This window comes from Vibrio zhugei, from assembly GCF_003716875.1.
Lineage (GTDB): Bacteria > Pseudomonadota > Gammaproteobacteria > Enterobacterales > Vibrionaceae > Vibrio > Vibrio zhugei.
In genome coordinates this window covers 468,274-488,477 of sequence record NZ_CP033077.1, presented here as the reverse complement: position 1 = coordinate 488,477, position 20,204 = coordinate 468,274, and the positions used below count along the sequence as shown (strand labels likewise).

15 protein-coding genes and 1 pseudogene are annotated in these 20,204 nt (G+C 46.1%); 5 read left to right on the top strand and 11 right to left on the bottom strand.

Features of this window, described 5'->3' with window-relative positions; genetic code table 11:
• Nucleotides 1–10: 10 nt before the first annotated feature.
• The 3 genes from EAE30_RS02300 to EAE30_RS18825 form a co-directional block, all read right to left on the bottom strand.
• Nucleotides 11–1,342: an IS4 family transposase gene (locus EAE30_RS02300; protein WP_123014478.1), complete on the bottom strand. Its 1,332-nt coding sequence runs from the start codon at nucleotides 1,340–1,342 to the stop codon at nucleotides 11–13.
• Nucleotides 1,343–1,735: 393 nt separating this feature from the next.
• The gene (locus EAE30_RS02295) at nucleotides 1,736–2,218 is read right to left on the bottom strand and encodes a hypothetical protein (protein WP_164711771.1); all 483 of its coding nucleotides are present in this window, start codon (nucleotides 2,216–2,218) and stop codon (nucleotides 1,736–1,738) included.
• A gap of 338 nt (nucleotides 2,219–2,556) precedes the next feature.
• Nucleotides 2,557–3,531, bottom strand: coding sequence for a transposase (locus tag EAE30_RS18825; RefSeq protein WP_123014475.1), 975 nt, complete (start codon nucleotides 3,529–3,531; stop codon nucleotides 2,557–2,559).
• 90 nt (nucleotides 3,532–3,621) lie between these two features.
• Between EAE30_RS18825 and EAE30_RS02280 the strand changes: the two are divergent.
• Nucleotides 3,622–4,257: pseudogene (locus tag EAE30_RS02280) on the top strand (IS66 family transposase); the annotation flags it as partial.
• Nucleotides 4,258–4,339: 82 nt separating this feature from the next.
• Here EAE30_RS02280 and EAE30_RS02275 read toward each other — a convergent pair.
• Together EAE30_RS02275 and EAE30_RS02270 are read right to left on the bottom strand one after the other, a co-directional pair.
• A complete protein-coding gene (locus EAE30_RS02275; RefSeq protein WP_123014474.1) occupies nucleotides 4,340–5,440 on the bottom strand; it encodes a Gfo/Idh/MocA family oxidoreductase in 1,101 nt (366 codons plus the stop codon).
• Between the two features lie 329 nt (nucleotides 5,441–5,769).
• Nucleotides 5,770–7,644, bottom strand: coding sequence for a M6 family metalloprotease domain-containing protein (locus EAE30_RS02270; protein WP_164711770.1), 1,875 nt, complete (start codon nucleotides 7,642–7,644; stop codon nucleotides 5,770–5,772).
• 137 nt (nucleotides 7,645–7,781) lie between these two features.
• Between EAE30_RS02270 and EAE30_RS02265 the strand changes: the two genes are divergently transcribed.
• Complete coding sequence (locus EAE30_RS02265; RefSeq protein ID WP_123014473.1) at nucleotides 7,782–8,729, top strand: IS30 family transposase; 948 nt, start codon at nucleotides 7,782–7,784, stop codon at nucleotides 8,727–8,729.
• 199 nt (nucleotides 8,730–8,928) lie between these two features.
• Here EAE30_RS02265 and EAE30_RS02260 read toward each other — a convergent pair whose 3' ends face one another.
• The 3 genes from EAE30_RS02260 to EAE30_RS02250 all read right to left on the bottom strand — a co-directional run bounded on the left by EAE30_RS02260 (nucleotide 8,929) and on the right by EAE30_RS02250 (nucleotide 13,806).
• A complete protein-coding gene (locus EAE30_RS02260; protein WP_123014377.1) occupies nucleotides 8,929–10,128 on the bottom strand; it encodes an IS4 family transposase in 1,200 nt (399 codons plus the stop codon).
• Nucleotides 10,129–10,780: 652 nt separating this feature from the next.
• Nucleotides 10,781–11,683, bottom strand: a complete 903-nt coding sequence (locus EAE30_RS02255) for a Fe(3+) dicitrate ABC transporter substrate-binding protein (RefSeq protein WP_123014472.1) — start codon at nucleotides 11,681–11,683, stop codon at nucleotides 10,781–10,783.
• Complete coding sequence (locus EAE30_RS02250; RefSeq protein WP_123014471.1) at nucleotides 11,683–13,806, bottom strand: TonB-dependent siderophore receptor; 2,124 nt, start codon at nucleotides 13,804–13,806, stop codon at nucleotides 11,683–11,685. The genes EAE30_RS02255 and EAE30_RS02250 overlap by 1 nt, the downstream gene beginning before the upstream one ends.
• Nucleotides 13,807–14,153: 347 nt before the next feature.
• Here EAE30_RS02250 and EAE30_RS02245 point away from each other — a divergent pair, with 347 nt between their 5' ends.
• From EAE30_RS02245 to fecE, 3 genes are read left to right on the top strand one after another with little or no spacing between them, the layout of a single operon-like run.
• A complete protein-coding gene (locus tag EAE30_RS02245; RefSeq protein WP_123014470.1) occupies nucleotides 14,154–15,152 on the top strand; it encodes a FecCD family ABC transporter permease in 999 nt (332 codons plus the stop codon).
• Nucleotides 15,149–16,120: an iron chelate uptake ABC transporter family permease subunit gene (locus tag EAE30_RS02240; RefSeq protein WP_123014469.1), complete on the top strand. Its 972-nt coding sequence runs from the start codon at nucleotides 15,149–15,151 to the stop codon at nucleotides 16,118–16,120. The genes EAE30_RS02245 and EAE30_RS02240 overlap by 4 nt, the downstream gene beginning before the upstream one ends.
• Complete coding sequence (gene fecE, locus EAE30_RS02235; RefSeq protein WP_123014468.1) at nucleotides 16,120–16,884, top strand: Fe(3+) dicitrate ABC transporter ATP-binding protein FecE; 765 nt, start codon at nucleotides 16,120–16,122, stop codon at nucleotides 16,882–16,884. The genes EAE30_RS02240 and fecE overlap by 1 nt, the downstream gene beginning before the upstream one ends.
• An 86-nt stretch (nucleotides 16,885–16,970) precedes the next feature.
• Here fecE and EAE30_RS02230 read toward each other — a convergent pair whose 3' ends face one another.
• The 3 genes from EAE30_RS02230 to EAE30_RS02220 all read right to left on the bottom strand — a co-directional run bounded on the left by EAE30_RS02230 (nucleotide 16,971) and on the right by EAE30_RS02220 (nucleotide 20,006).
• Entirely contained in the window at nucleotides 16,971–17,531 is a 561-nt protein-coding gene (locus EAE30_RS02230; protein ID WP_123014467.1) for a cysteine hydrolase family protein, read from the bottom strand.
• Between the two features lie 161 nt (nucleotides 17,532–17,692).
• On the bottom strand, nucleotides 17,693–18,385 hold the full coding sequence (locus tag EAE30_RS02225) for a response regulator (protein ID WP_199287043.1): 693 nt from the start codon (nucleotides 18,383–18,385) through the stop codon (nucleotides 17,693–17,695).
• Nucleotides 18,369–20,006 carry an ATP-binding protein gene (locus EAE30_RS02220; protein ID WP_123014465.1) on the bottom strand — a complete coding sequence of 546 codons (1,638 nt, stop codon included), beginning with the start codon at nucleotides 20,004–20,006 and terminating at the stop codon, nucleotides 18,369–18,371. The genes EAE30_RS02225 and EAE30_RS02220 overlap by 17 nt, the downstream gene beginning before the upstream one ends.
• Between the last annotated feature and the right edge of the window lie 198 nt (nucleotides 20,007–20,204).

Below are 20,204 nucleotides of genomic sequence, written 5' to 3'. Positions count from 1 at the left end.
GTAATGCCAGTCAGTTAAGCTGATTGGCATTTTTCTTTTTATACGGATATTTCCGAGGTTTTGGTTTTACCCACCTTGGGTAAGTTCGGTCTTCTCGCCTTGGTGGAAGTTTAAAATAGCCCATTTGTTCCAATAAGGACTCATAATGTTTTGGGATATTTCCCGGACTTGTCAGCGGTAAAGTTGCAAAAAACTGAGTGATAGCCATTGAACAACTGGTAAAACTGAGTTGATTTGGCCAAACACTATCCAGTTTTTTAGCGGCCGCTGTCATCCCTAATCGTATGAGGTTGTAACAGAGCAACACTCCCCATAGCTCTTGCTCTATCATGTCCGGTCTTTTACTTCTCAGTGTATATTGGCTGTTTAACAGAGACTGCTTCATTTCTCTATACCCCAGTTCTATTTCCCACCGGTAACGATATAACTCAACCATTTCGTCGCTCGGGAAACGTAATTCATCGACCATAGAGGTGAGGATTCGATACTCTTTTCCCTTAATGGTTTTACTCACTAAACGAGCCTCGATAAATTCCGGTAACTCATCGAACTTTTTGCGAGACTGAGGCGTCGTTTTCAGGCGAACACGATAGTCATTTTTTCCCGACCGATGCAGCACTTCATAGTTTAAGTCCTTTCGCGCGGGGATTAGCCAATGCCGCTCTGTCCCTGTTTGAGACCATCGGTTAAGTAACCCCAATGAGTAATAACCTTTATCGAACAAGGTTAATGAATGATCTGGCGTACTATCAATGAGCTGTTCTGCGAGCACCATTTCACTCGTTCGATAACCAGAAAAAGCACTGTTAATGAGCTGATGGCTTGTCAACTCCATATGACAGACCATTCTAATTTGAGGGTAAGTATTTTCACGATGTTGATTACTTTGAGTTTCAAAGACTTGATGATTTTCTAACGTGTCTGCAGTTCGCCATACAACGCCATCAACGGCGAATAAATTCAGCCCTCCCCATTGCTCAAACGAATTCGTTTCATAGCCGTGTTGAGCGACGGATTTAAATACCTCTTTTACGGCATCAGCCCCCAAACGTTGCCTTGCTTGAACCAAAGCACTTGGGGCAACCAAAGGCTTTTTATCTGGCAGCATAATATCCATCTGAGTTGCAATATCCCAGACAGACTTCTGACGATATAGTGCCATGCCGATGATGGACCATAGAACCGTTTCGAGTGGTAGTCGGCGCTTTCTCAACGTGGCGACTCCAGCTTGTTTAAAGCCTTGCTGAATAAGCTCTGGCGATAGTAACTCAGCATACTTTTCAAAAGTATGGAAGGTATTACAGGACTTAAAGGCTGTGGCTAATTCACTTTCAAAACGCATAAAAAAAATCCGATATTAAATCACTAATATCGGATTTTGAAGCCTTTTAAAGATCGGTCAAATGATCTCAAAAATTTCTTAACTGATCGGCATTACTCCGAAAGGGGCGCTTTTTGTTTTAAGGTTCTGGGTATATAAACAGTGAAGTGGAAAATATATTTCCATTTAGCCCCATTTTTGTTCCATTTGCATTTCAGTCTGATTCAGATTCTACCAGTTTTGGTCCCATTGACACCGGTCTTATAAAGAACCATCGTGATTTGAATCTATGTTGGTGAAGAAATTAAACAAAAGTAAGCGGCGTTGCTGAGCTACTCACCCGTATAAGTTCTAATAATTTAGGAAGCAACGCCCTTGCATATGTCCGAGGTCACTACAACGAGTAGTATAGCACTACAAACCCGATACGCAGTCTTTATAGGCTTGAACAACTTTCGTTGAGCCAGATAGATCAAAGGTGGATGTAAGCGTGTCGGCATACCGGTTTTCAGGGTAAGCTCGAATTATTATTTTTTTTCCTTTAGAAATTTCATTCATCATATTGTCAGTTAGAGTACCGAATACTCGATCACCACCACGAGACTTGCTCCCTTTCTCATAAATATCACCATCATCAATTTTCATCATGTAGCCAGATGCATTATAATTACCCGCGTTACCAACTAAGGCATGACCATTTCCGCTATTAATAGCCAGCATCCAAGCCTCTTTACGATTTGATCTACCAATATATAAACCACATGTTTCTACTTTACCGGTAAATTCATCAACCACTTGAGAGGCTCTCATGCTACTAGAATGGACTATTATTTCTTCGCCAGCTAATGACGCAAATGATATTAATGTCAATAACACGGCAAGGATAGATTTTTTCATATTTTTTCCCATTAATTTGATATGGCCCTAATTCAACTTGATAGACCTCTAGTGTCATAATAAAAACATTAGGCCAATTAATCAAATACTGCGTCATCGAAATGTTATAGCCTATAACTTCTAACGAGGTTTCACCTAAACAAGACACCCACATTATGAAAATAGTGGTGTTACGAATAATTATCTTGTTATTTATTAAGATGCGATGCCCGAATTCTTCAATCATATCTATTTTGAGTAATGAATAAGCGGTTTTACTCGTTTTTTGCTGTACTCAAGACGAGCGAGGACGTGCCAATTAATCTAGGCCGTTGAAAGTGACAAAGTGAATGGTGTGGCTAAGCCAGTAGCTTTTTCGTTTTGGCGATTTTCGGTCGGCGTTGGTAATGACTATGCTGATAGTAGTGGGTCAAGTTGGTTTCTGTTCCAACCGCAATGTGGGTATGCTGCTCAAATTCAGCGGTCAGCGTGAGCCAGCTCTCTGAGGGAATGTTAAGGCGCTGAAGTATCGGGGTTAGCGAGATATCGATGTGGCCGGGCTTATCATCACGAATGATTCGCCCAGTTAAATCGACCAGTTCGATATAGTCGTTGAGTGAGTAGGGAAGGCCCTTGGGCTGATTGTGCCTTGGATTGCCGATAAACGGTGCAAGATGTTGGGGCTGCTTGTGATGTAACGCCATGGCGATGCGCTGCTTAATGCTGGTATACGCAGAAGTTTCTGGTGTGTCATCGATATTGGCTCGAATAGGATTGAGGTCAACGTAAGCCATGCAAGCCATGAGCGCGGCGTCATCGAGCAACGCTTGAGATTTAAAGCGGCCTTCCCAGAAACGACCAGTGCAATTATCTTCTTGATTAGCAAGCCTTGCGATGGGCTCGTTAAGCTCACGCATAAACCAACTGATGTCCATTAACCGCTGGCGGTAGGCTTCAACGGTAGAGTCTAGTAAAGGCTGTAAATGTTCTGGAACGGCACCTTCTCGCTCATATTGCTGGGTGACGAGCGTGCCTTTATGTAACTGATGCCAGCGAGTAATGACGTCCATCGCTGACCAGTTTTTGGTCTCGTCTTCGTCAACAAACAGCACCATATGCGTATGATTACTCATGACTGCGTAAGCACAGACTTGGATAGCAAATACCTGGGTTAAAAAGAGTAATCGCTCTTCAACCCAACCACGCCGATGTTCGTAGTTTTGACCGGTAATGGCATCAACGCCACATAAAAAAGCGCGGCGTACACAGCGAGACACGCAGTGATAATAGGGCGTATCGCCTAAGCTGATTTGTTGGCTTCGTGATTTGGGCATGCGCATCTCTCTAGGCTTTCGTACAGGTGATATAAAAACCATAGTATGGTGCTGGATATTTGTACAGTTATAGACATGATTATCATGGGTGTCTTGTTTAGCTTTTCTGCGAAAACGGTGCTTGGTGAACATTACTCAGGCTTCGTTGTGAGTGACCAATGCCCAAGCTACAACTGGATAAACCCAGAAAAACATCAACTCTGCTGGTCGCATGTCACACGTAACCTTCAACAAATAGCGGACTATAGTGGCGGAGGATATACCGCTTACGTCGGCCGTCGTTTAACTCTGATTGCCAATATGATTTTCCGTATTCGTCATCGTCTTGAAAGAAAGGAAATCACGCACGGTCAATATCTTCGGCGAATGCAACGACTGCAAAAATCCCTCGATGACTGGCTTGAAAAAGGCAGTACACTGATAGTCCAAAGATATAAAGGACGATGCGAAAAATTGCAGCAGCATAGGCAAAGCTTATGGTTGTTCCTGAACGATACCTCAATACCGCTGACAAATAATGAAGCGGAGAGGCGCATACGTGGTTGCGTCATTCAGAGAAAAATCAGCTATGGAACGACATCCGATGCGGGTGATAAATTTAGAGGTCGCATCCACTCGCTTGTTGAGACGTGTAAAAAACGCGGACTATCAACGTATGCAGTACTCTCTGAGATAGTACAAGCGGTCACCGCACGCCAACCCTATCCCAACGTGTTCAACCTATAGCGAGCAAATCAAGTACCTACTGGTGAACGGTTACAAGCTCGTTACTTTTTAGTTCGAGGGTGGCTGGGCAGCCTAGATAGCGCTAATGAATACCACGCAAGCGCTGTTGCAGTAACAAGAGGTTCTCCACTTCTTCCATGCGGCGCTGTGTGATGGCCTTGAACGCATCGCCTGCCAAATCCTGATTTAAAACAACCTCTCTCACACAATGAAGATACAACGCCCCTTTATGTTGCCACTGAAGACTTTGCTGCTGATGAAGCAATGTGACGACATCATCATCGCCATGGCGATTCACACTGATCACGCGTCCATCATCGAGATACAGGTTCATGCCTTTTTGACCGCCTAAAGGTCCGCCATACTTATTGAGTTCTATGCTAACTGGGATAGAACCGCAAAATCCGGAGAGGATCGCATGACCTTCTGCGGTGGTCACATCACCAACAGCAATGGGCTGGCCTAATCGATCTTCTGCCAAATCGACGTTTAGACTCAGTGGGGCATCCGCTACACCAAATCCTGAGAGCAACTCCCTTATCATTGTTAGAACGTGTGTGCCGATATCCAAGATCACGCCGTCTGGATGCTGAAACAGGCGCGTATCCATTTCCCCAGTAGCAAAATTCAGTGCGACAGGTTCACCCTGGTCGTTAAAACCACTTGGCTCGACTAAAAAAGCCTCGACTTTGGTCATTTGAGCGAGATGTATCGGTTGCATCGCGTCTTCAATCGGCGGCAATGGCTTCCAAGTCTGCGTCGAATGCTCACGATGATCGACACCTGTGGTGAAAATACGGTGTATGCCATCGCGGCACATCCAATGATCTAATGCGAGCAGACGCTGAGCACGATTGGCATCTTTAAGTAACAGCTTGAGTTCTGCCAGTTGTGCTAAATTTGCGACGACTGGTTTCTCCACGATGATACGAGGACACTGAGAATCGGACAGGCAGGTTTTAATCATGTCTAAATGCAGTGTAGGAGGGGTTAATATCAGCAGGGTGTCTAATGGCTGTGCTAACAGCGCTTCCAAGCTCTCACAGTGCATCATGCCGGTGAATTTACGTGCAGGATCGGGGTCAAATCCATATAAGGTCATATCAGAAGGTTGTAACTGTTGCAGTGCCGGAAAATACGCCGCCTCAAAAATACCACCCAAACCTATCACGCCTACTTTCATCCTGCTCCCTTAAGTATTGTGCAGTCAAATGCTGGTAAAAAATACAGCCAAAATCTGGTGTTTATTTTGATTTTTTTACCGTTTAGAAATGAAATGACCGCCTCTTTAATCCATATTGATACTAGCAATCATATCGATAAATCGTTTTGACATTGAAGGGGAAATTTTGTTGAAGTTCAACTGAAACCTGTCAACAACGCGCCAATACATAACCTTCACCATGCCGTTCATAAAATCATCGCGAAAGATTAACAGACCCAAGTCATTTAAAGAAGGAAGTGAGAAAAAGCGGGACTATGCCCGCTTTTGTTATGAAAAGTTAAGATTCATTATTGCGAAATGGTTAACTTATATTGACCAGAACCTTGATAGGCAGCAATCAATACGTAGTAGTAACCTGCCGGCGCATTATAGCGGATTGACTCCGATGACGTGCCTTCGGTTTGTGAGGCTGCAACGGGTTGCCATTGATTATTGATTAACTGATATAGCCCGATACCGAAGTCGGTATTCGCGGCGCCAGTCAGGGAAACCGTCAATGTTTGGTCTTGGGGAACTTGGAAATAGCTACCATTTGGCTCGATAACATAAGAATACGGTTCGATATTACCCGCATACACGAGCGCCCCTGTATCTGGGGTGTCACCATTATCGCCATCATCACCGCCAGAGTGGTCACCGTCACCGTTACCTGGTGTGCTACCATCGTCGTTAGAGGAGCTTGAATGGAATGAAATGGTTTGCCCAGGTTGCGAAACATCGGTAATGGTGAGGCCAGATTCACTGCCATCCCACCAGAGTGAGTTAGTGCCGCCATTTCTTAGGGCATTAGGTAACGTTGCTGTAAATTCTCCATATTGACGATACACATCACCCGCATCCCCTCGGTTAGCCCCATTTTCTGGGTCGCGGCGGCCATCAGCATGTTCCATTTGAATATACGGATGCCATTCATTGTCACGATCACCATGCTTGTCAACATGATAAATCGCGAGTCCCGAGCCGAGCTGTTCGCTGTTTTGCCCTTGCTGGTTGATCGCTTCGATATAAAAGGCTTCGCTGCCATTGCTTGAGGGGTTGGTCCACTTGTACTCTTGGTGACTCATGTTCGTCAATGTAAGTTGGCCCGATGGCGCATTGGGATCGACGGCAGGGTTTAACTCGGTCACGGTTTCCCAGCCAACTAAATCACGTAGAGGGGACACAGGCGGCGTGGGTTGATACATAGAGCGATAACCGACACCACCATATCCCATGATGCCATAGCTTGCGACCGAACCGTTGGAGCTGCCATCGTAATCATACAAATCGGGCCAATCAAACAACAGGTGGCCGGACTCGTGGGCAAAGGTCCCTATAGACAAACTCTCCGACATGTCGGTGATTTGGTATTTGCTGGTGCAGACGCCATCCGCGCAAAATTGTGGTGATAGCCAGCCCATGTGCGGCCATAATCCTTTTGACCAAGAGTTACCCGATGAGCCCGCATAAAAGAAATTGAGTCCACGAATTTCACCACGACTATTGGTCGAGAGGGTTGAGAAGTCAAACCCTTGCTGATATTCGAGCCATTGAAGCGCTTCTGTGATTAATTCACGAGCGCGTAAGGAGAACTCTAAGCTCTCGTCGGTATAATAGGCTTTATTATGTTTCGCCGTATAATAACCAACGACGGTATTGGTGTAATCGACTTTATTATTGGATACGGATTTATAATAACCGCGGATCGATTGTTTATTGCCAAATTCAGTATAATTATCGGCGTTTAAATAATTATTAATTTGCGTTTTCGACAGGGTGCCAGCTTCATCTGGGAATTGGATCATCACGGTTAATCCGCGAATATTTCCCGTGATGTGTTTATCGCTGTTTGTCGCCAAAAGTTGAGACGATAGTAACTCCGACTGTTTTCGACTGGTGGGGTGCAAACGTTTTTCACGTGCTTGTTCGGCAAGCTTAGCACGTACCGCTCGAGAGAGTCCTTTTTGTGGTCTATAGGGGGTTGCCACTTTTGACGCGGTGATGGTGTTTTGCTTAACGGTTGGGGTTTCTGTGGCGAGTTTCCCTGTTGATAGTAGAGCCGAACCGTCTGGCGAGACTTTGGCATAGGCCATGCCTTTAAGCTCGTCATCATAGATCACTAAGCGCCCGGTGTTGGTCCGTTGTTCTGCGTAATAATCGTTACCTTCGATATGTAAGGTCAACGTTTCACCATTGGGCTGCGTATATTGATAGGCCCGATTTCAGATAATAAGTGCGACATTCATGGAAATATGTAGAAGAGGAAGCCAACTGCTGAAAGTGGTACGCTCTTCTCGCCAAAGAAACAAGCAGTACTACCATGAATTATCAACAGTTGACCGAAGGCAGAAGATACCAGATTTCTGCTCTTTTGGAACGGGGAATTTCGGTTCCTGAAATAGCTAAAACAGTTCAGTGCCACCGCTCGACGGTATACCGTGAGCTTAAACGCGGTCGGAAGGGAGAGCATTATTGCCCTAACGAAGCCCAGATGTCGTCTACCAAAAAGCGCAAAACAGCACGTAAATACCGAATACCAAAGGAACGTGTCGATTTTATCCGCCTTCTTTTAGAAACAGATTGGAGTCCAGAGCAGATTTCTAATGTATTAACGAAAATTGGTGCATCTGTCAGTCATGAGTGGATCTATCGCTTTGTTGCTCAAGATAAACGCTTGGGCGGTAAGTTATATCGTCACTTGAGACAAGGTCATAAGCGGTATCGCCGAGGTAAACAAGAGAAAGCTCCAGCGATAAAAAATGCCGTTTCGATTGATGATAGACCAAGCATCGTTGACAGTAAGGAGCGGTTTGGTGACTGGGAAATCGACACTGTGCTAGGTAAGCATGGTACAGGTGCAATGGTGACTATTTTAGAGCGTAAGACTCGATTTTACATGGTAAAGAAAGTGCCATCTAAGTCAGCGGATGATGTCACCAAAGCGACAATAGAGCTACTGAAGCCCTATAAGAAACATGTCCATACCATTACGGCAGATAACGGGCGAGAGTTTGCAGGTCATGAAACCATCGCAAAAGAATTAAAGGCTGATGTGTACTTTGCTCATCCGTACAGTTCTTGGGAGCGTGGTGCTAATGAGAATGCGAACGGTCTTTTAAGGCAATATGTGAAGAAAGGAACCGATCTAACGACAGTGACGGACATCGATATAGAGTTCGCTTTATCGCGGATAAATTACCGTCCGAGAAAGTGTTTAGGCTTCAAGCAGGCAGCCATTATATTTGAGGAGATGGCTTTAGCTTCTTGATATTGGAGAGTGTCGCACTTCGCAGTTGAATTCGGGGGTTTTATCTTGATAGGGAATGGCGGCATGACTCATCGCTGAGATCAATGACAAGCATAAAATGCCACTGCTTAATTTAAATTTCACTAATGAATATCCTGTAATAAAAAATGATTAATGGAATAGTGGGGGAGCAGATAACGACGGACGCTGGCGGATCCCCTCATAATTCCCCCAACCCACAGGTATGCGTAAGGCGTTGATATTCGACCATTGCCCAATGATATTGGGACTCTTGTATTCGGTATCTTCGGTGGCAACGTACTTCCTTACCAAGTCTAGGAATGGAGAGCACACGGCGATGCTTGATGGTGTTGGCTTGGAAGTCATAATGCCATTTGGCTTGCATGGCGATTAAGCCATTCCACCACATGATGATTTCGGCCATCAATGCCATGAGCAACAAGATATCAATACGTTTGGTGCAACGTGTTCGGTTATGGCGAAGCGCCAACCCGTAGGCTGGACTTTTTAGATCTCGGAACGACTCTTCAATTTGCATTCTTTTGGCGTACAAACGGGTAATTTTAATGCCGTTAAGTACATGGTTGGGGATGTTAGTGACCAGAAGCCAAGGCTCTTTCGCTCCTTTATGGAACACTTTTCCAGCCGAGTGTTTCTGACAGGTTCGACTATGCCGATGGGCTTTTCTGCCTTTGGGATGACTCTTGTATAAGTAAGCAAAGCACTGAAGCGGTGAGCGCTTAGCCAGTTGGCTTTCTCCTAAAAACAGCGGCTTATCAGTCGCTTGAGGGTAAAAGGCTTTATTCCATTGCCAAGCGCTCTCGCCACACTTAATCGAGACTTCGCCCCGTACACGCCCAAGCCAGAACCAACCTTTGTTGGCGACTTGCCTGAACCACGTATTTCTAAAGCCAGCGTCGGAGATAATGATAGGGGTGCAACCTTGGGGGAGCAAGGATTGAAGCTTATCGAGAAAGTGCTGATGGCTCTTGGGTGAGTTGTAGTTTTTGTACTCAAATGCCTGTTCATAAAGCGTGACGGCGCGACCTTTAACGGATATCGAAGCTCGCAATGTCATATAGCGCAGTTGCTCACGAACATCCGACCAATCAACCAGTAGTACAGGAAAAGGATTGGCTCGGGTAATAAGGGACGCATGCCATTTATATATGGACTCTTTTTCACGATGTAGACTGCGATTACCAAGCAATCGGTCAATACGTTTGATGGCATGTTTCACCGTGGTATCAGTGTCGAGAGCTCGTCCAATTTTAGTGAGGGTGAGATCAGAGCCGCCCAGTACCGCTCTGGTTGCAAGCATAAGAGATCTAAGTCGTTTTTTGTGAATACCAGGGCATTGGTTTTCAAGAGTTTGCTGTAGAATTTGAACATCGCGCATCGTTAGGGCTCCCTATTAAATTCATTGAATCAAGTGTGTTTTTGGCGAAATTCATTAGATCAGAATGAGCGATGTGCGTCTACTCATTGTTTTATATAGAAATTATGAGGGGATTCGTAAGCGACGGACGTTCTGCTTAGAGATAAGCATTAATTCAGTGATGAAATACGCTAAGCATTCATTACGTAGCGTATATTTATCTCTGTCGGCAAGTGTATTGGAATTTACATAAGAATCTATTGATTGATTTATTAAATGGTTTTTTTTAAGAGGCCAATTCCAATCTGGATTGTTTATATACAGCATACTGTTATTTAATGATGTCATTTCACAATACTTCGTCAATTGTCGTAAATAAGTGTCATGACGGCGAAGCTTCTACAAGCAGGAAAAAGTAAAACGAAAATAGAAAATAGTAAAATAACATCTTGAGTAATTAGCGAAGCATAATCAATACAGGGATAAGAGAATGCCCCTTATGGTATTGGGATAGAGACATGATAGAGGGAGAATTCATCGCCCTTAACGAGCAGAGCCGTCCGTTTTGCTTGCTGCGCTTAGGATAGAAGGTAGTGGCTGGGGCACCACGTTAGAGAGAATCGTCGCTGCGTATTGTCTCGAGTCGTGGGCCCCGTATTGGATAATGATCGCCTTAACGATGGCTCGCAGCTTGGGTGCTGGAGAAAAAGGCCTCTAATTGTTTGGCAATGCCTTCGGCGGCGAGCATACCACGATTGAGTGACCACAGCCGTGCTGACACCTGCCTAGCTTGGTTATGTTTGCTGATGTTGAGTAGTGGGTATAACGGATTGTTTTGCCAGCGGTCTAAGACCGTCTGAGGTGTGTTTTTACTGTAAAATAGCCAATCGGGATTGACCTTTAGCAGTGTCTCCAAGTTTGCCTCCAACAAGTGACTGTCTTGCAGATGCGGCAGTGCTGGCTTGAGACCGAGGTAGCCAAGTAAGCTACCAGTAAACGATTTTGGGCCATGCATCCACATACCACGATCATTCACGTTGGCAAATTGAACCGTTCCTTGATGGGCAAACTGGCCTTGATAACGTGCCATCAGTGCGCGATGTTGAGCAAGACGCTGGCGCATTTGCGATTCTTTCCCCAGCACTTTGCCGATGTGCTGCGCTGCCTCTAAGCTTTCTTGATAGGTTTCCCCACGGCTTTTTAGCAAGAGGGTCGGGGCTATCTGCGAGAGGTCATGCAGACTCATTTTATGCCGATACGCGTCCGCAATGATTAAATCTGGCTTGAGCTGCGCGATGATCTCCAGATTGGGTTGAGAGCGCATCCCGACCGATGTCCATGGCTGGATGAGCTGTCTTACCTGAGGAATGATGCGTGTTGGGTCACCATCGTCGGCGACTCCTACAGGAGAAACACCAATGGCGGCGAGTGCGTCAACAAAAGAATACTCTAGTGCAATAACGCGCGGCGCATCGAGATGTTTGACGGCTTCTAACGTATGGCCGGCGAGAGCGGTTTGCGCCGTGCATAAGCACAGCGCAAACACCGCGTTTTTAATCCAACGACGATAATTCATTAAAATGTACCTGAAAAGCTCAATGTAATTGTCCGTGGGGCACCGGTATATAGGCGGTGACTGTCTTTTCCGCCAACGTAATATTCTTTATCAAAGAGGTTGCCTACATTGAGAGAGGCGCGATATTGATCGATATCGTAGTGCACGCCGATGTCCACTGTGACGTAAGAAGGCAGTTTTACGCGATCGCTCGGGTCTTCGCTGGTGTAACGCGCACTTTCGTAATTGGCTCCTAAGGTTGTTCCAACCACACCTCCGGCGATTTCATAGGGGAAATTATACTTAGTCCAAAAATACGCGTCGTGATACGCCGTCATCGGCGTTCGGTTACCTTGAATCGATGGATCGGGATTTTCTGCCACTTGCGAATCGACATAGGCATAACCGAGTTTGATTTGCCAATTGTCGATAGGCAAGGCAAGCATTTCGGTCTCGATCCCTTTACTGCGGATTTCCCCGAGTAATTGATAATTACCCGCATCATTTTTATCGACGACGTTGGATTTTTTAATATCAAAGTAAGCGACGGTGAGGTTGGTTTTTTCATTAATAATATTGGTCTTGGTACCGACCTCATATTGGCGACCTTTTTCAGGATCAAACGCCTTGTCATGGCTGTCTTTTTTCTCGACACTGTTTGGATTAAAGCTTTCACCATAGCTGGCGTATAAAGATGTCCCTTCGAGCACTTTATAGACGATACCGGCTTGAGACACTAAGGCATCGGTGGTTTGGGTATCGGAAGACGATTTACTGACATAATCAAAGTCGACATCTTGTCGGGTATAACGCAAGCCGCCCATCAGCGTCCAAGAAGGATTGAGATACATAGTATCTTGCGCGTATAGACCGTAGTTGGTGTATTCCGTGATGCGGTGATCTTGTTTGTATTTCTTTTGGTTTCGTCCTGTCGGATCTTGTGGGTTGAGGAAGTCGATCTTGGTGGTTGCATAGGTTTCGCGAAGGAAATCTTTTTTCTCAAAGCCGAGGTTGGTGCCAATCAATACTTGGTGCTCAATGTTTCCTGTCCACACGCTACCTGTAGTACGCACATCAAGGTAGTGGTATTCGCGCTTATTAACTTGGTCACGGTCTCGTACACTGACGGTTTGTGTGACATCGTTAATGTCTTTGGTTTCATACAAGTCGCGCGTATCTTCGTGCCATACGCTACGCCAATCGATGGTGAGGTCAAAATCATCGATTAATGCGGTCTTAAAGCTAGCAAAGGCTGCCGTGCCTTTGTCTTCATCGGTATCATCCGCTGACTGATAGTGAGTATCGATGGGGGCAACTTGATGGATATCATTATTGAGGGCCGCAATACCGTTGTCGGCCACCCGTTGCTCTGATTCCAGCTCTAATCCAAACGTCAATTCTGTGATTTCAGACGGTCGATAGGTCAAGGTTGGAAACAGGTAGTAATTGTGCTGATCAACATCGTTACGATAAGAATCGGCGTCTTTGCCACTGATGATCATGCGATACAGCCATGTTTTACTTGAGTTTAGCGGCCCGGTTGCATCAATGGTGCCCGTCAATCCGTTGTCGTCACCAAAACCACTCACACCAGTATCGTACGTGCGAGTTGCAATATCATAATTGATGGCCGCTTCCTCCTGCGGCTTTTTCGTGATGATATTAATCATGCCGCCAGGCTGAACCTGACCATACATAATCGAGGCAGGACCCTTTAAAATTTCCACCCGTTCGATGTTGGCGGTCGTCGGCGACCCAAATCGCGAGGCTAGGCCGGGTAAGCCATTGACTTGAATTGTATTGAGATCGGCAGGCATCCCACGCAAGGTAAAACTATCCGCATTGACTCCAGAACGCGTCAGCCCCGTGGTATAGCCGTAGGCATCAGCCAGCGAAGTGGCACGGATATCCTTAAGAAACTGTTGGTTAATAATATTAACCGTGTTGGGGGTATCTAACGGGTCGATATCGGTTTTGGTGGCGGTACTGACTCGCGGGTTAAGATACGAATTCTGTTGGCCAACGATGACGATCGTATCATCAGCGTTGGGGGAGTCCTGAGGCGAGTCGCTTGCGATCGCGTAATGATTGATGCCAAGGGCTAAAATGAGGCTTTGGGCTAGGGCGTTAATGGTTAATTTCATCTCTTTGCTCAAACGATAAATATGCGTAAAAATGCATAAAAATTAAGGGGTAGTATAAGATTGGGCAAGAGTATACCTTCAATCTATATAATAATCATTCTCATTATTCTTTGCATCGGCATTTTATTCACACTACATCGTGGTCTGACTGTTTAGATCGGTAATAGTCGCTTGCATAAGTGATGATGACTGAACGAGAAAGACGACAACTTGGATGGACTCGCTTGTCTTAAATAAGATTGATTATTATTTGTCTTAAAGTTAATATCTTGGCCAGTTATGTATATGGGCTGCAACCTGTATCTCAATGTTATCGCCTTCCTTTTTATGAGTAATTAGTTAATCCCATGCGAACATCTGCGCCGCGACCTGTCATCTGCTTGATTCTTATTGTCTTTATCTCTCTTGGTAGTGTGTTTTCGTTACTGTCTTGGTCGAGTTTTCCGCTGACGTTGACGAGCTTAACGGGCTATTTATTTACCTTTGATCCGATGAATATGGAGCAGCAGATTCTTGCGTCGATTCGCGTGCCAAGGTTGCTCGGTGGGTTGCTCATCGGCGCCAACTTGGCCATTGCCGGCGCATTAATGCAGGGATTGAGTCGCAATGCGTTGGCATCGCCGTCAGTGTTAGGTATTAATGCCGGAGCCGCCTGTTTTATGGCGCTGGCCAATATCGGCGCGCCATTTTTAAGCGACTTACCCAGTGTGTTGGTGGCCTCGATAGGCGGTGTTATCAGTGGCGGCTTGGTGATGATATTAGGGGGCTTCTTTGCGGTGCGTCCACATCCACTCAAATTGGTGTTGGCGGGGATTGCTGTCGGCGCTTTATTGACGGGGGTTACTCGCGCTGCCGTGATTTTAGCGGACGATAAAGCCTACAGTGTCATGAGTTGGCTGGCGGGCTCGTTGTCGTCTATCGGATGGCCGCAGTGGCATATGCTTTGGCCTGCCAGTCTTGCTGGATTGATGGTATCCGCTTATGTAGCGACTTCTCTCAACCTCTTGTCTTTAGGCAATGAGGTCGCGACCAGTTTGGGCCTTAACATTAAGCGAACCAGCTTATTGACTTGTGTTGCCGTTGTCTTACTGACCGCATCGAGTGTGGCTGTTGCGGGATCGATTGGATTCGTCGGCCTGCTTATTCCGCATATCGCGAAGCGACTGGTGGGGACGAATTTTTTGATACTACTGCCAACAAGTGCGCTGTTAGGGGCCGGTCTGCTTGCTTGGACGGATGGCGTTTCACGAGCGATTGCTTTTCCTGCGGAAACCCCGGTTGGCGTGCTAACAGCATTGATCGGAACCCCTTGTTTTGTGTTGCTCGCGATTAAGAGGAAAGCATGAGTCATTCAGCCAAATTATTGTCGTTATGTGTGTGTCTTATTGGTGTGGCGATCTTCAGTTTAATGGTCGGTGCGGCCTCGATTTCTGTTCGGCAACTGATAGAGACATTATTGTCGGGCGGAGCACTGGATTTCGTTGTCAACCAATATCGCTTACCACGGCTATGTCTCGCGATGGGGGTGGGCGCTGGATTGGGTTTATCAGGCATGTTAGTTCAAGGGGTGATTCGTAATCCTCTCGCATCGCCCGATTTAATGGGGATCAGTTCTGGAGCCGGGTTGGCTGCGACGGTGTTGTTCGTGCTTTTTCCCGATGCCCCAGTGTATTGCTTACCGATGGCGGCTTTGTTTGGCGGCATCGTCGCGGCATTGGTCATCTTGTTGATTGGCTATCAGTTACAGCCCACGCCAGCGCACTTAGCGCTGATCGGGATTGCCATCAGTGCTTTCCTTGCCAGTGGGATCGATTTTTTGATGATCGTCAATCCCATTGAAATCAATACCGCGATGGTTTGGCTGACCGGCAGTTTATGGGGAAGAAACTGGACTCAAGTGCCGTATATTTGGGTGACGCTGAGTGTGATGTTACCTGTTGCGCTGTGGTTAGCGTGGCGTCTTGATGTGATCGGACTAGGCGAAGACAGTGCCACATCGCTTGGCATTGAACCAAAGAAAGTACAGTTATTCGCGCTGATGAGTTCTGTGATATTGGCGAGCATCAGTGTGTCTGTGTGTGGCACCATTAGTTTTGTCGGATTGCTTGCTCCGCATTTGGCCAGAATGCTGTTTGGTCATAATCATAAATTACTGGCACCGAGTGCTGCGTTACTGGGTGCTCTGATGGTGTTGCTGGCGGATACATTGGCTCGAGGGATTGATCCACCGTTGGAATTACCCGCCGGTGTTCTGACCTCCTTGATTGGCGCGCCGTATTTTATTTTTCTTTTGCAACGTTATAAGGGGTGGTAATGCTCGAAACAAAAAACCTGCAAGTGTCTTATGGTGATACGGTCATCATAGACGAGTTAAACCTCACGTTGCCAAAAGGGAAAATTACCGCGCTAATTGGCCCCAATGGGTGCGGCAAATCTACCTTGCTTAAAGCGCTCGCGAGGATCAATAAGCCGAACCATGGCGACGTCTGGCTCAATGGAACCCCGTTGCACCAGTATCAAGACAAGCAGTTAGCGCGTGAAATGTCGTTATTGCCACAGGTGCTTGTCACCCCTGAAGGGATTACGGTGCGGCGTTTAGTGGAGTATGGGCGTTCCCCTTATTTATCTCACTGGGGCAAACTGGGGCACGCCGATCATGCGATGGTGGACAAAGCCATGACAGAAACTGGCATCAGCGAGCTTGCTCAACATTCTGTTGACGCTTTATCTGGGGGACAACGGCAAAGAGCGTGGATTGCGATGGTGTTAGCGCAGGATACGAATATTGTGATGCTCGATGAACCGACGACTTACTTAGATTTGTCTCACCAAACGGAGTTAATGAAAATCATGCGTGCGATGAACGAGCAGGGTAAAACCGTCATTGTCGTATTGCATGATCTCAATCAGGCTTGTCGTTACTGCGATCATTTAGTGGTCTTAAAGCAAGGCCAGCTCGTCACCCAAGGCGCGCCAGAGCAGGTGTTTACGGAAGCGTTATTAGAGGAGGTATTCTCGTTAAAAGCGAAAGTCATTACCGATCCCATCGCCAATACGCCGATGTGTATTGCGTATTAGCGATGTAAACGGACAAGCATACGCTCTCAGATTATTTACGCTGGAAAGCCATGACTTATGGTGCGTATTTCATTCTCGTTTAAAGATTAGAGCGCCTTAGCGGTATGACGAACCAGTTGTTCGGTCGATACGGCTTTGATCGTCACGCCAAAGCTGCCAATACTTGGTAATGAGGCATTATGGTGTTGGCGGATCATATCTGCACTTGCGTGGGCTTTATCATGAGTGGTGTGTGCATCCGCGACAATAGTGACAGGGTAACCTAATCCCGCAGCGCGACGCGTGGTGGTATCAACACAAAACTCGGTCGCATAGCCACATACGATCAATTCGGTGATGCCTAACTGCTCAAGTAATGGATGGAGATCGGTACGTAAAAACGAATCAGGCGTTTGTTTATATATGCGATGATCGTTATCTGTCACCGTTAGCTCCGTTGGCAACTGCCATCCTTCACTATGGCGAGCGATGACGGTATTGGGCTCATCATGCTGGATAAAGATCACCGGATAACCTTGGGCTCGTGCCCATTGAGTCACCGTATTAATGCGTTCAATCACTGGTTGCGCCTCAAACGGTTGTGGGTGAGGGTCAAACAGAGCGCGTTGTACATCAATCACTAAAATAGCAGGTTTTAATCCTATCATTATCGACCTTTATGCATGGCAAAGAAGGTGGCATGATAGCGCATGCTGCGATGCATTTATAGCACCATCAATAGGGTTAGAGACAACGACAAGCTCCTATTTTTATTGGTGTATGGGGTCTGAGCCTTGTCACAAAAGCGAGTCAACCAGTGGGCGCTCGGCTAATGATTTTTGATATAAACCCGTTCAGGGCGTCCAACTTTACCGTATTCGTTTTCCGCACTGAGCAACCCATTGGCGGCGCAATACTCTAAATACCGCCGTGCGGTGGTTTTGCCAATACCAACAGCTTCACTCAATTGCAACGCGGTAAATTTGCGGCCAATATTCTGAGCAAATACACGTTTAATTTTGTCCAATGTAATGCTCTCGATGCCTTTGGGTAAGGTTTGCTGAGGCTTGTCTCGCAATTTGATATTAAACAAATTATCAATTTGGCGCTGTTCTAAATTGTCATACGCATTCATCGCGTTGTTAAGCGACAAGTACCGCTCTAACGTTTCTTGTAAGCGGGTGTAGGACACAGGCTTGAGCAGGTAATCAAAGCAGCCCAGCTTCATTGCGTCTTTGACGGTACTGATTTCGTCAGCCGCGGTGATCAAAATCACATCAATTTTACTGGTCGACTTATCGGCCACCATTTCACGAAAGAAATCAATACCCGTGCCATCGGGCAAATAATTATCAAGAATGATGAGTTTGGGCTGGTGGACTTTCACCATCACCTTCGCCATTTTAAGTGTTTCGGCAATCGCCACGGGGCGAAAACGAGTGGTTTGTTTGAGCATTTGGCTGTGAATTTCAGCGATGTTAATCTCGTCTTCAATGATGAGAACGTCAATCTTGTCCATAATTGTGCCCCTTTGAGCTTCCTTGTTCTGTGAGTGGTTGATTGGGAATGAAGACCGAAAAAATACACCCTTGTGGGTCTGCCTCATCAATCGTGATGAAGCCTTTGGCTTGTTGGACGTACTGATTGACCAAGTAAAGGCCAAGGCCGTGTTGGTCTTTGTCTTTTTTGCTGGTGACGCCTTTTTTGAAAATATTATCAACATCATCGCTTGGCAATCCTTGCCCATTGTCGGTCACTTCAATGACCAAATCATGCCCCGCGTCGGAAAGTAGAACGGTCACAACTGGCGAGTTCAGAGAATGTTTGATGACGCTTTCAAAGGCATTATCGATGAGATTGCCCACGATAGCACAGAGTTCCGTTTCACTCAGAGGACAGTTCAACGCGTAAAGTTGGCAGGTGGGATCGAGCTCCAATGTTAAGCCTAATTCCTTCGCCCGGAATGATTTGCCTAATAATAACCCGGCCACTTGCGAGAGGTGTATCCGTTGGGAGATAAAATCGAGTACTTGCTGTTTATTGGTATTCTCCGTCGAAATCAATCTTTGTACTTCGTCCACTTTCCCCAGTTGTATTAAGCCGGCAATGGTGGCGAGTCGATTTGAAAATTCATGTCGTTGCACACGTAAATGATCGGTGTATTGTTTTATTTGCGTCAGATCCGATGTTAACGAATAGATTTCATCTTTGGCGCGAAAACTCACTACCCAGCCAATTAAGTGTTGCTGCTCAAAAATAGCGATACGATTTGCAATGAAACTGTGGCCGTTTAGCACCAGTATTTCATCGTGTAAGTTGTGTTCTAAAGGCGAGCGAAAAAAGAACTCATGACTGTCGACAAACTCGATGAGCTGGCGGCTTTTTAGGTAGTGCATGTCATGCGTGATTCCCAATACTTTCCGTGCCGAGTCATTGATGGCCAAAAATTGTCCTTTGGCGTCGAGTGCGATCACTCCTTCATAAACGGAGCGTAAAATAGAATGCTGAAGGTTGAGTGCTAGCGCAATTTGTTCTGGCTCCATACCGTTCATTTGCTTTTGGATATGCCGTGAAAACACCCAAGAGGCAATGAGAGTCAGAATTAAGACGACGAGGATTTCAGTCAGTAATGGCTGCATATAGACATCGAGCCACTGATCAAAACGGTTGAGCAGATAGCCGACGGAAACAACGCCGATAATGTGGTGCTCACTATTAAAAATAGGGGTTTTGCCGCGTAGCCCATAACCCAGGCTACCTTCGCGTGAGGTCACATAAGATTCTCCATGTTTAAGCACGCCCGCGTTATCACCGCCTTGCATTGGATTACCAATTCTGTCTTGGTTGGGGTGAGCCAAGCGAATGCCATGCCTGTTTCCGACCACAATAAAGCTCGCATCGGAAAGTTTCGCTAGCCGCTGTATTAATGCGGTGGTGGCTTCGCTATCATTTTTTTCGACGTAGTGAATGAGTTCAGGATCGGAAGCAATTTCTTTGGCTTGAATTAAGGCGCGAGTTCCCACTTGGTGTTTGAGCGATTGATAAAGGGTGTTGTCAAAATACCAAACAATGACGAGCAGTTGAACGATGACAAAGCCAAACAATAAGAAGAAGATTTTACTGCGAAAAGTGATTGGGCTCATAGGGTTATAAATATATAAATAGTGGCCGAACAGAATAAAACAAAGTGACGTGCTTCACTGTGACAGCTTGCACTGTTTGAGGTTGTGGGACGAAAAAGTAGAGGTTGTCGGAGGATAAAGTGCGCAGCCACTCCAGTGCGGCGCTGTTGGGCGATGATTGTTGTGTGATGAACAATGCCCAAGTGTCAGTTGGGCATC

What these genes read in the sequence shown, in the direction of transcription:
- EAE30_RS02300 (WP_123014478.1), bottom strand. Translation starts at nt 1,342, where the DNA reads ATGCGTTTTGAAAGTGAATTAGCCACAGCCTTTAAGTCCTGTAATACC.
- EAE30_RS02295 (WP_164711771.1), bottom strand. Translation starts at nt 2,218, where the DNA reads ATGAAAAAATCTATCCTTGCCGTGTTATTGACATTAATATCATTTGCG.
- EAE30_RS18825 (WP_123014475.1), bottom strand. Translation starts at nt 3,531, where the DNA reads ATGCCCAAATCACGAAGCCAACAAATCAGCTTAGGCGATACGCCCTAT.
- EAE30_RS02275 (WP_123014474.1), bottom strand. Translation starts at nt 5,440, where the DNA reads ATGAAAGTAGGCGTGATAGGTTTGGGTGGTATTTTTGAGGCGGCGTAT.
- EAE30_RS02265 (WP_123014473.1), top strand. Translation starts at nt 7,782, where the DNA reads ATGAATTATCAACAGTTGACCGAAGGCAGAAGATACCAGATTTCTGCT.
- EAE30_RS02260 (WP_123014377.1), bottom strand. Translation starts at nt 10,128, where the DNA reads ATGCGCGATGTTCAAATTCTACAGCAAACTCTTGAAAACCAATGCCCT.
- EAE30_RS02255 (WP_123014472.1), bottom strand. Translation starts at nt 11,683, where the DNA reads ATGAATTATCGTCGTTGGATTAAAAACGCGGTGTTTGCGCTGTGCTTA.
- EAE30_RS02250 (WP_123014471.1), bottom strand. Translation starts at nt 13,806, where the DNA reads ATGAAATTAACCATTAACGCCCTAGCCCAAAGCCTCATTTTAGCCCTT.
- EAE30_RS02245 (WP_123014470.1), top strand. Translation starts at nt 14,154, where the DNA reads ATGCGAACATCTGCGCCGCGACCTGTCATCTGCTTGATTCTTATTGTC.
- EAE30_RS02240 (WP_123014469.1), top strand. Translation starts at nt 15,149, where the DNA reads ATGAGTCATTCAGCCAAATTATTGTCGTTATGTGTGTGTCTTATTGGT.
- fecE (WP_123014468.1), top strand. Translation starts at nt 16,120, where the DNA reads ATGCTCGAAACAAAAAACCTGCAAGTGTCTTATGGTGATACGGTCATC.
- EAE30_RS02230 (WP_123014467.1), bottom strand. Translation starts at nt 17,531, where the DNA reads ATGATAGGATTAAAACCTGCTATTTTAGTGATTGATGTACAACGCGCT.
- EAE30_RS02220 (WP_123014465.1), bottom strand. Translation starts at nt 20,006, where the DNA reads ATGAGCCCAATCACTTTTCGCAGTAAAATCTTCTTCTTATTGTTTGGC.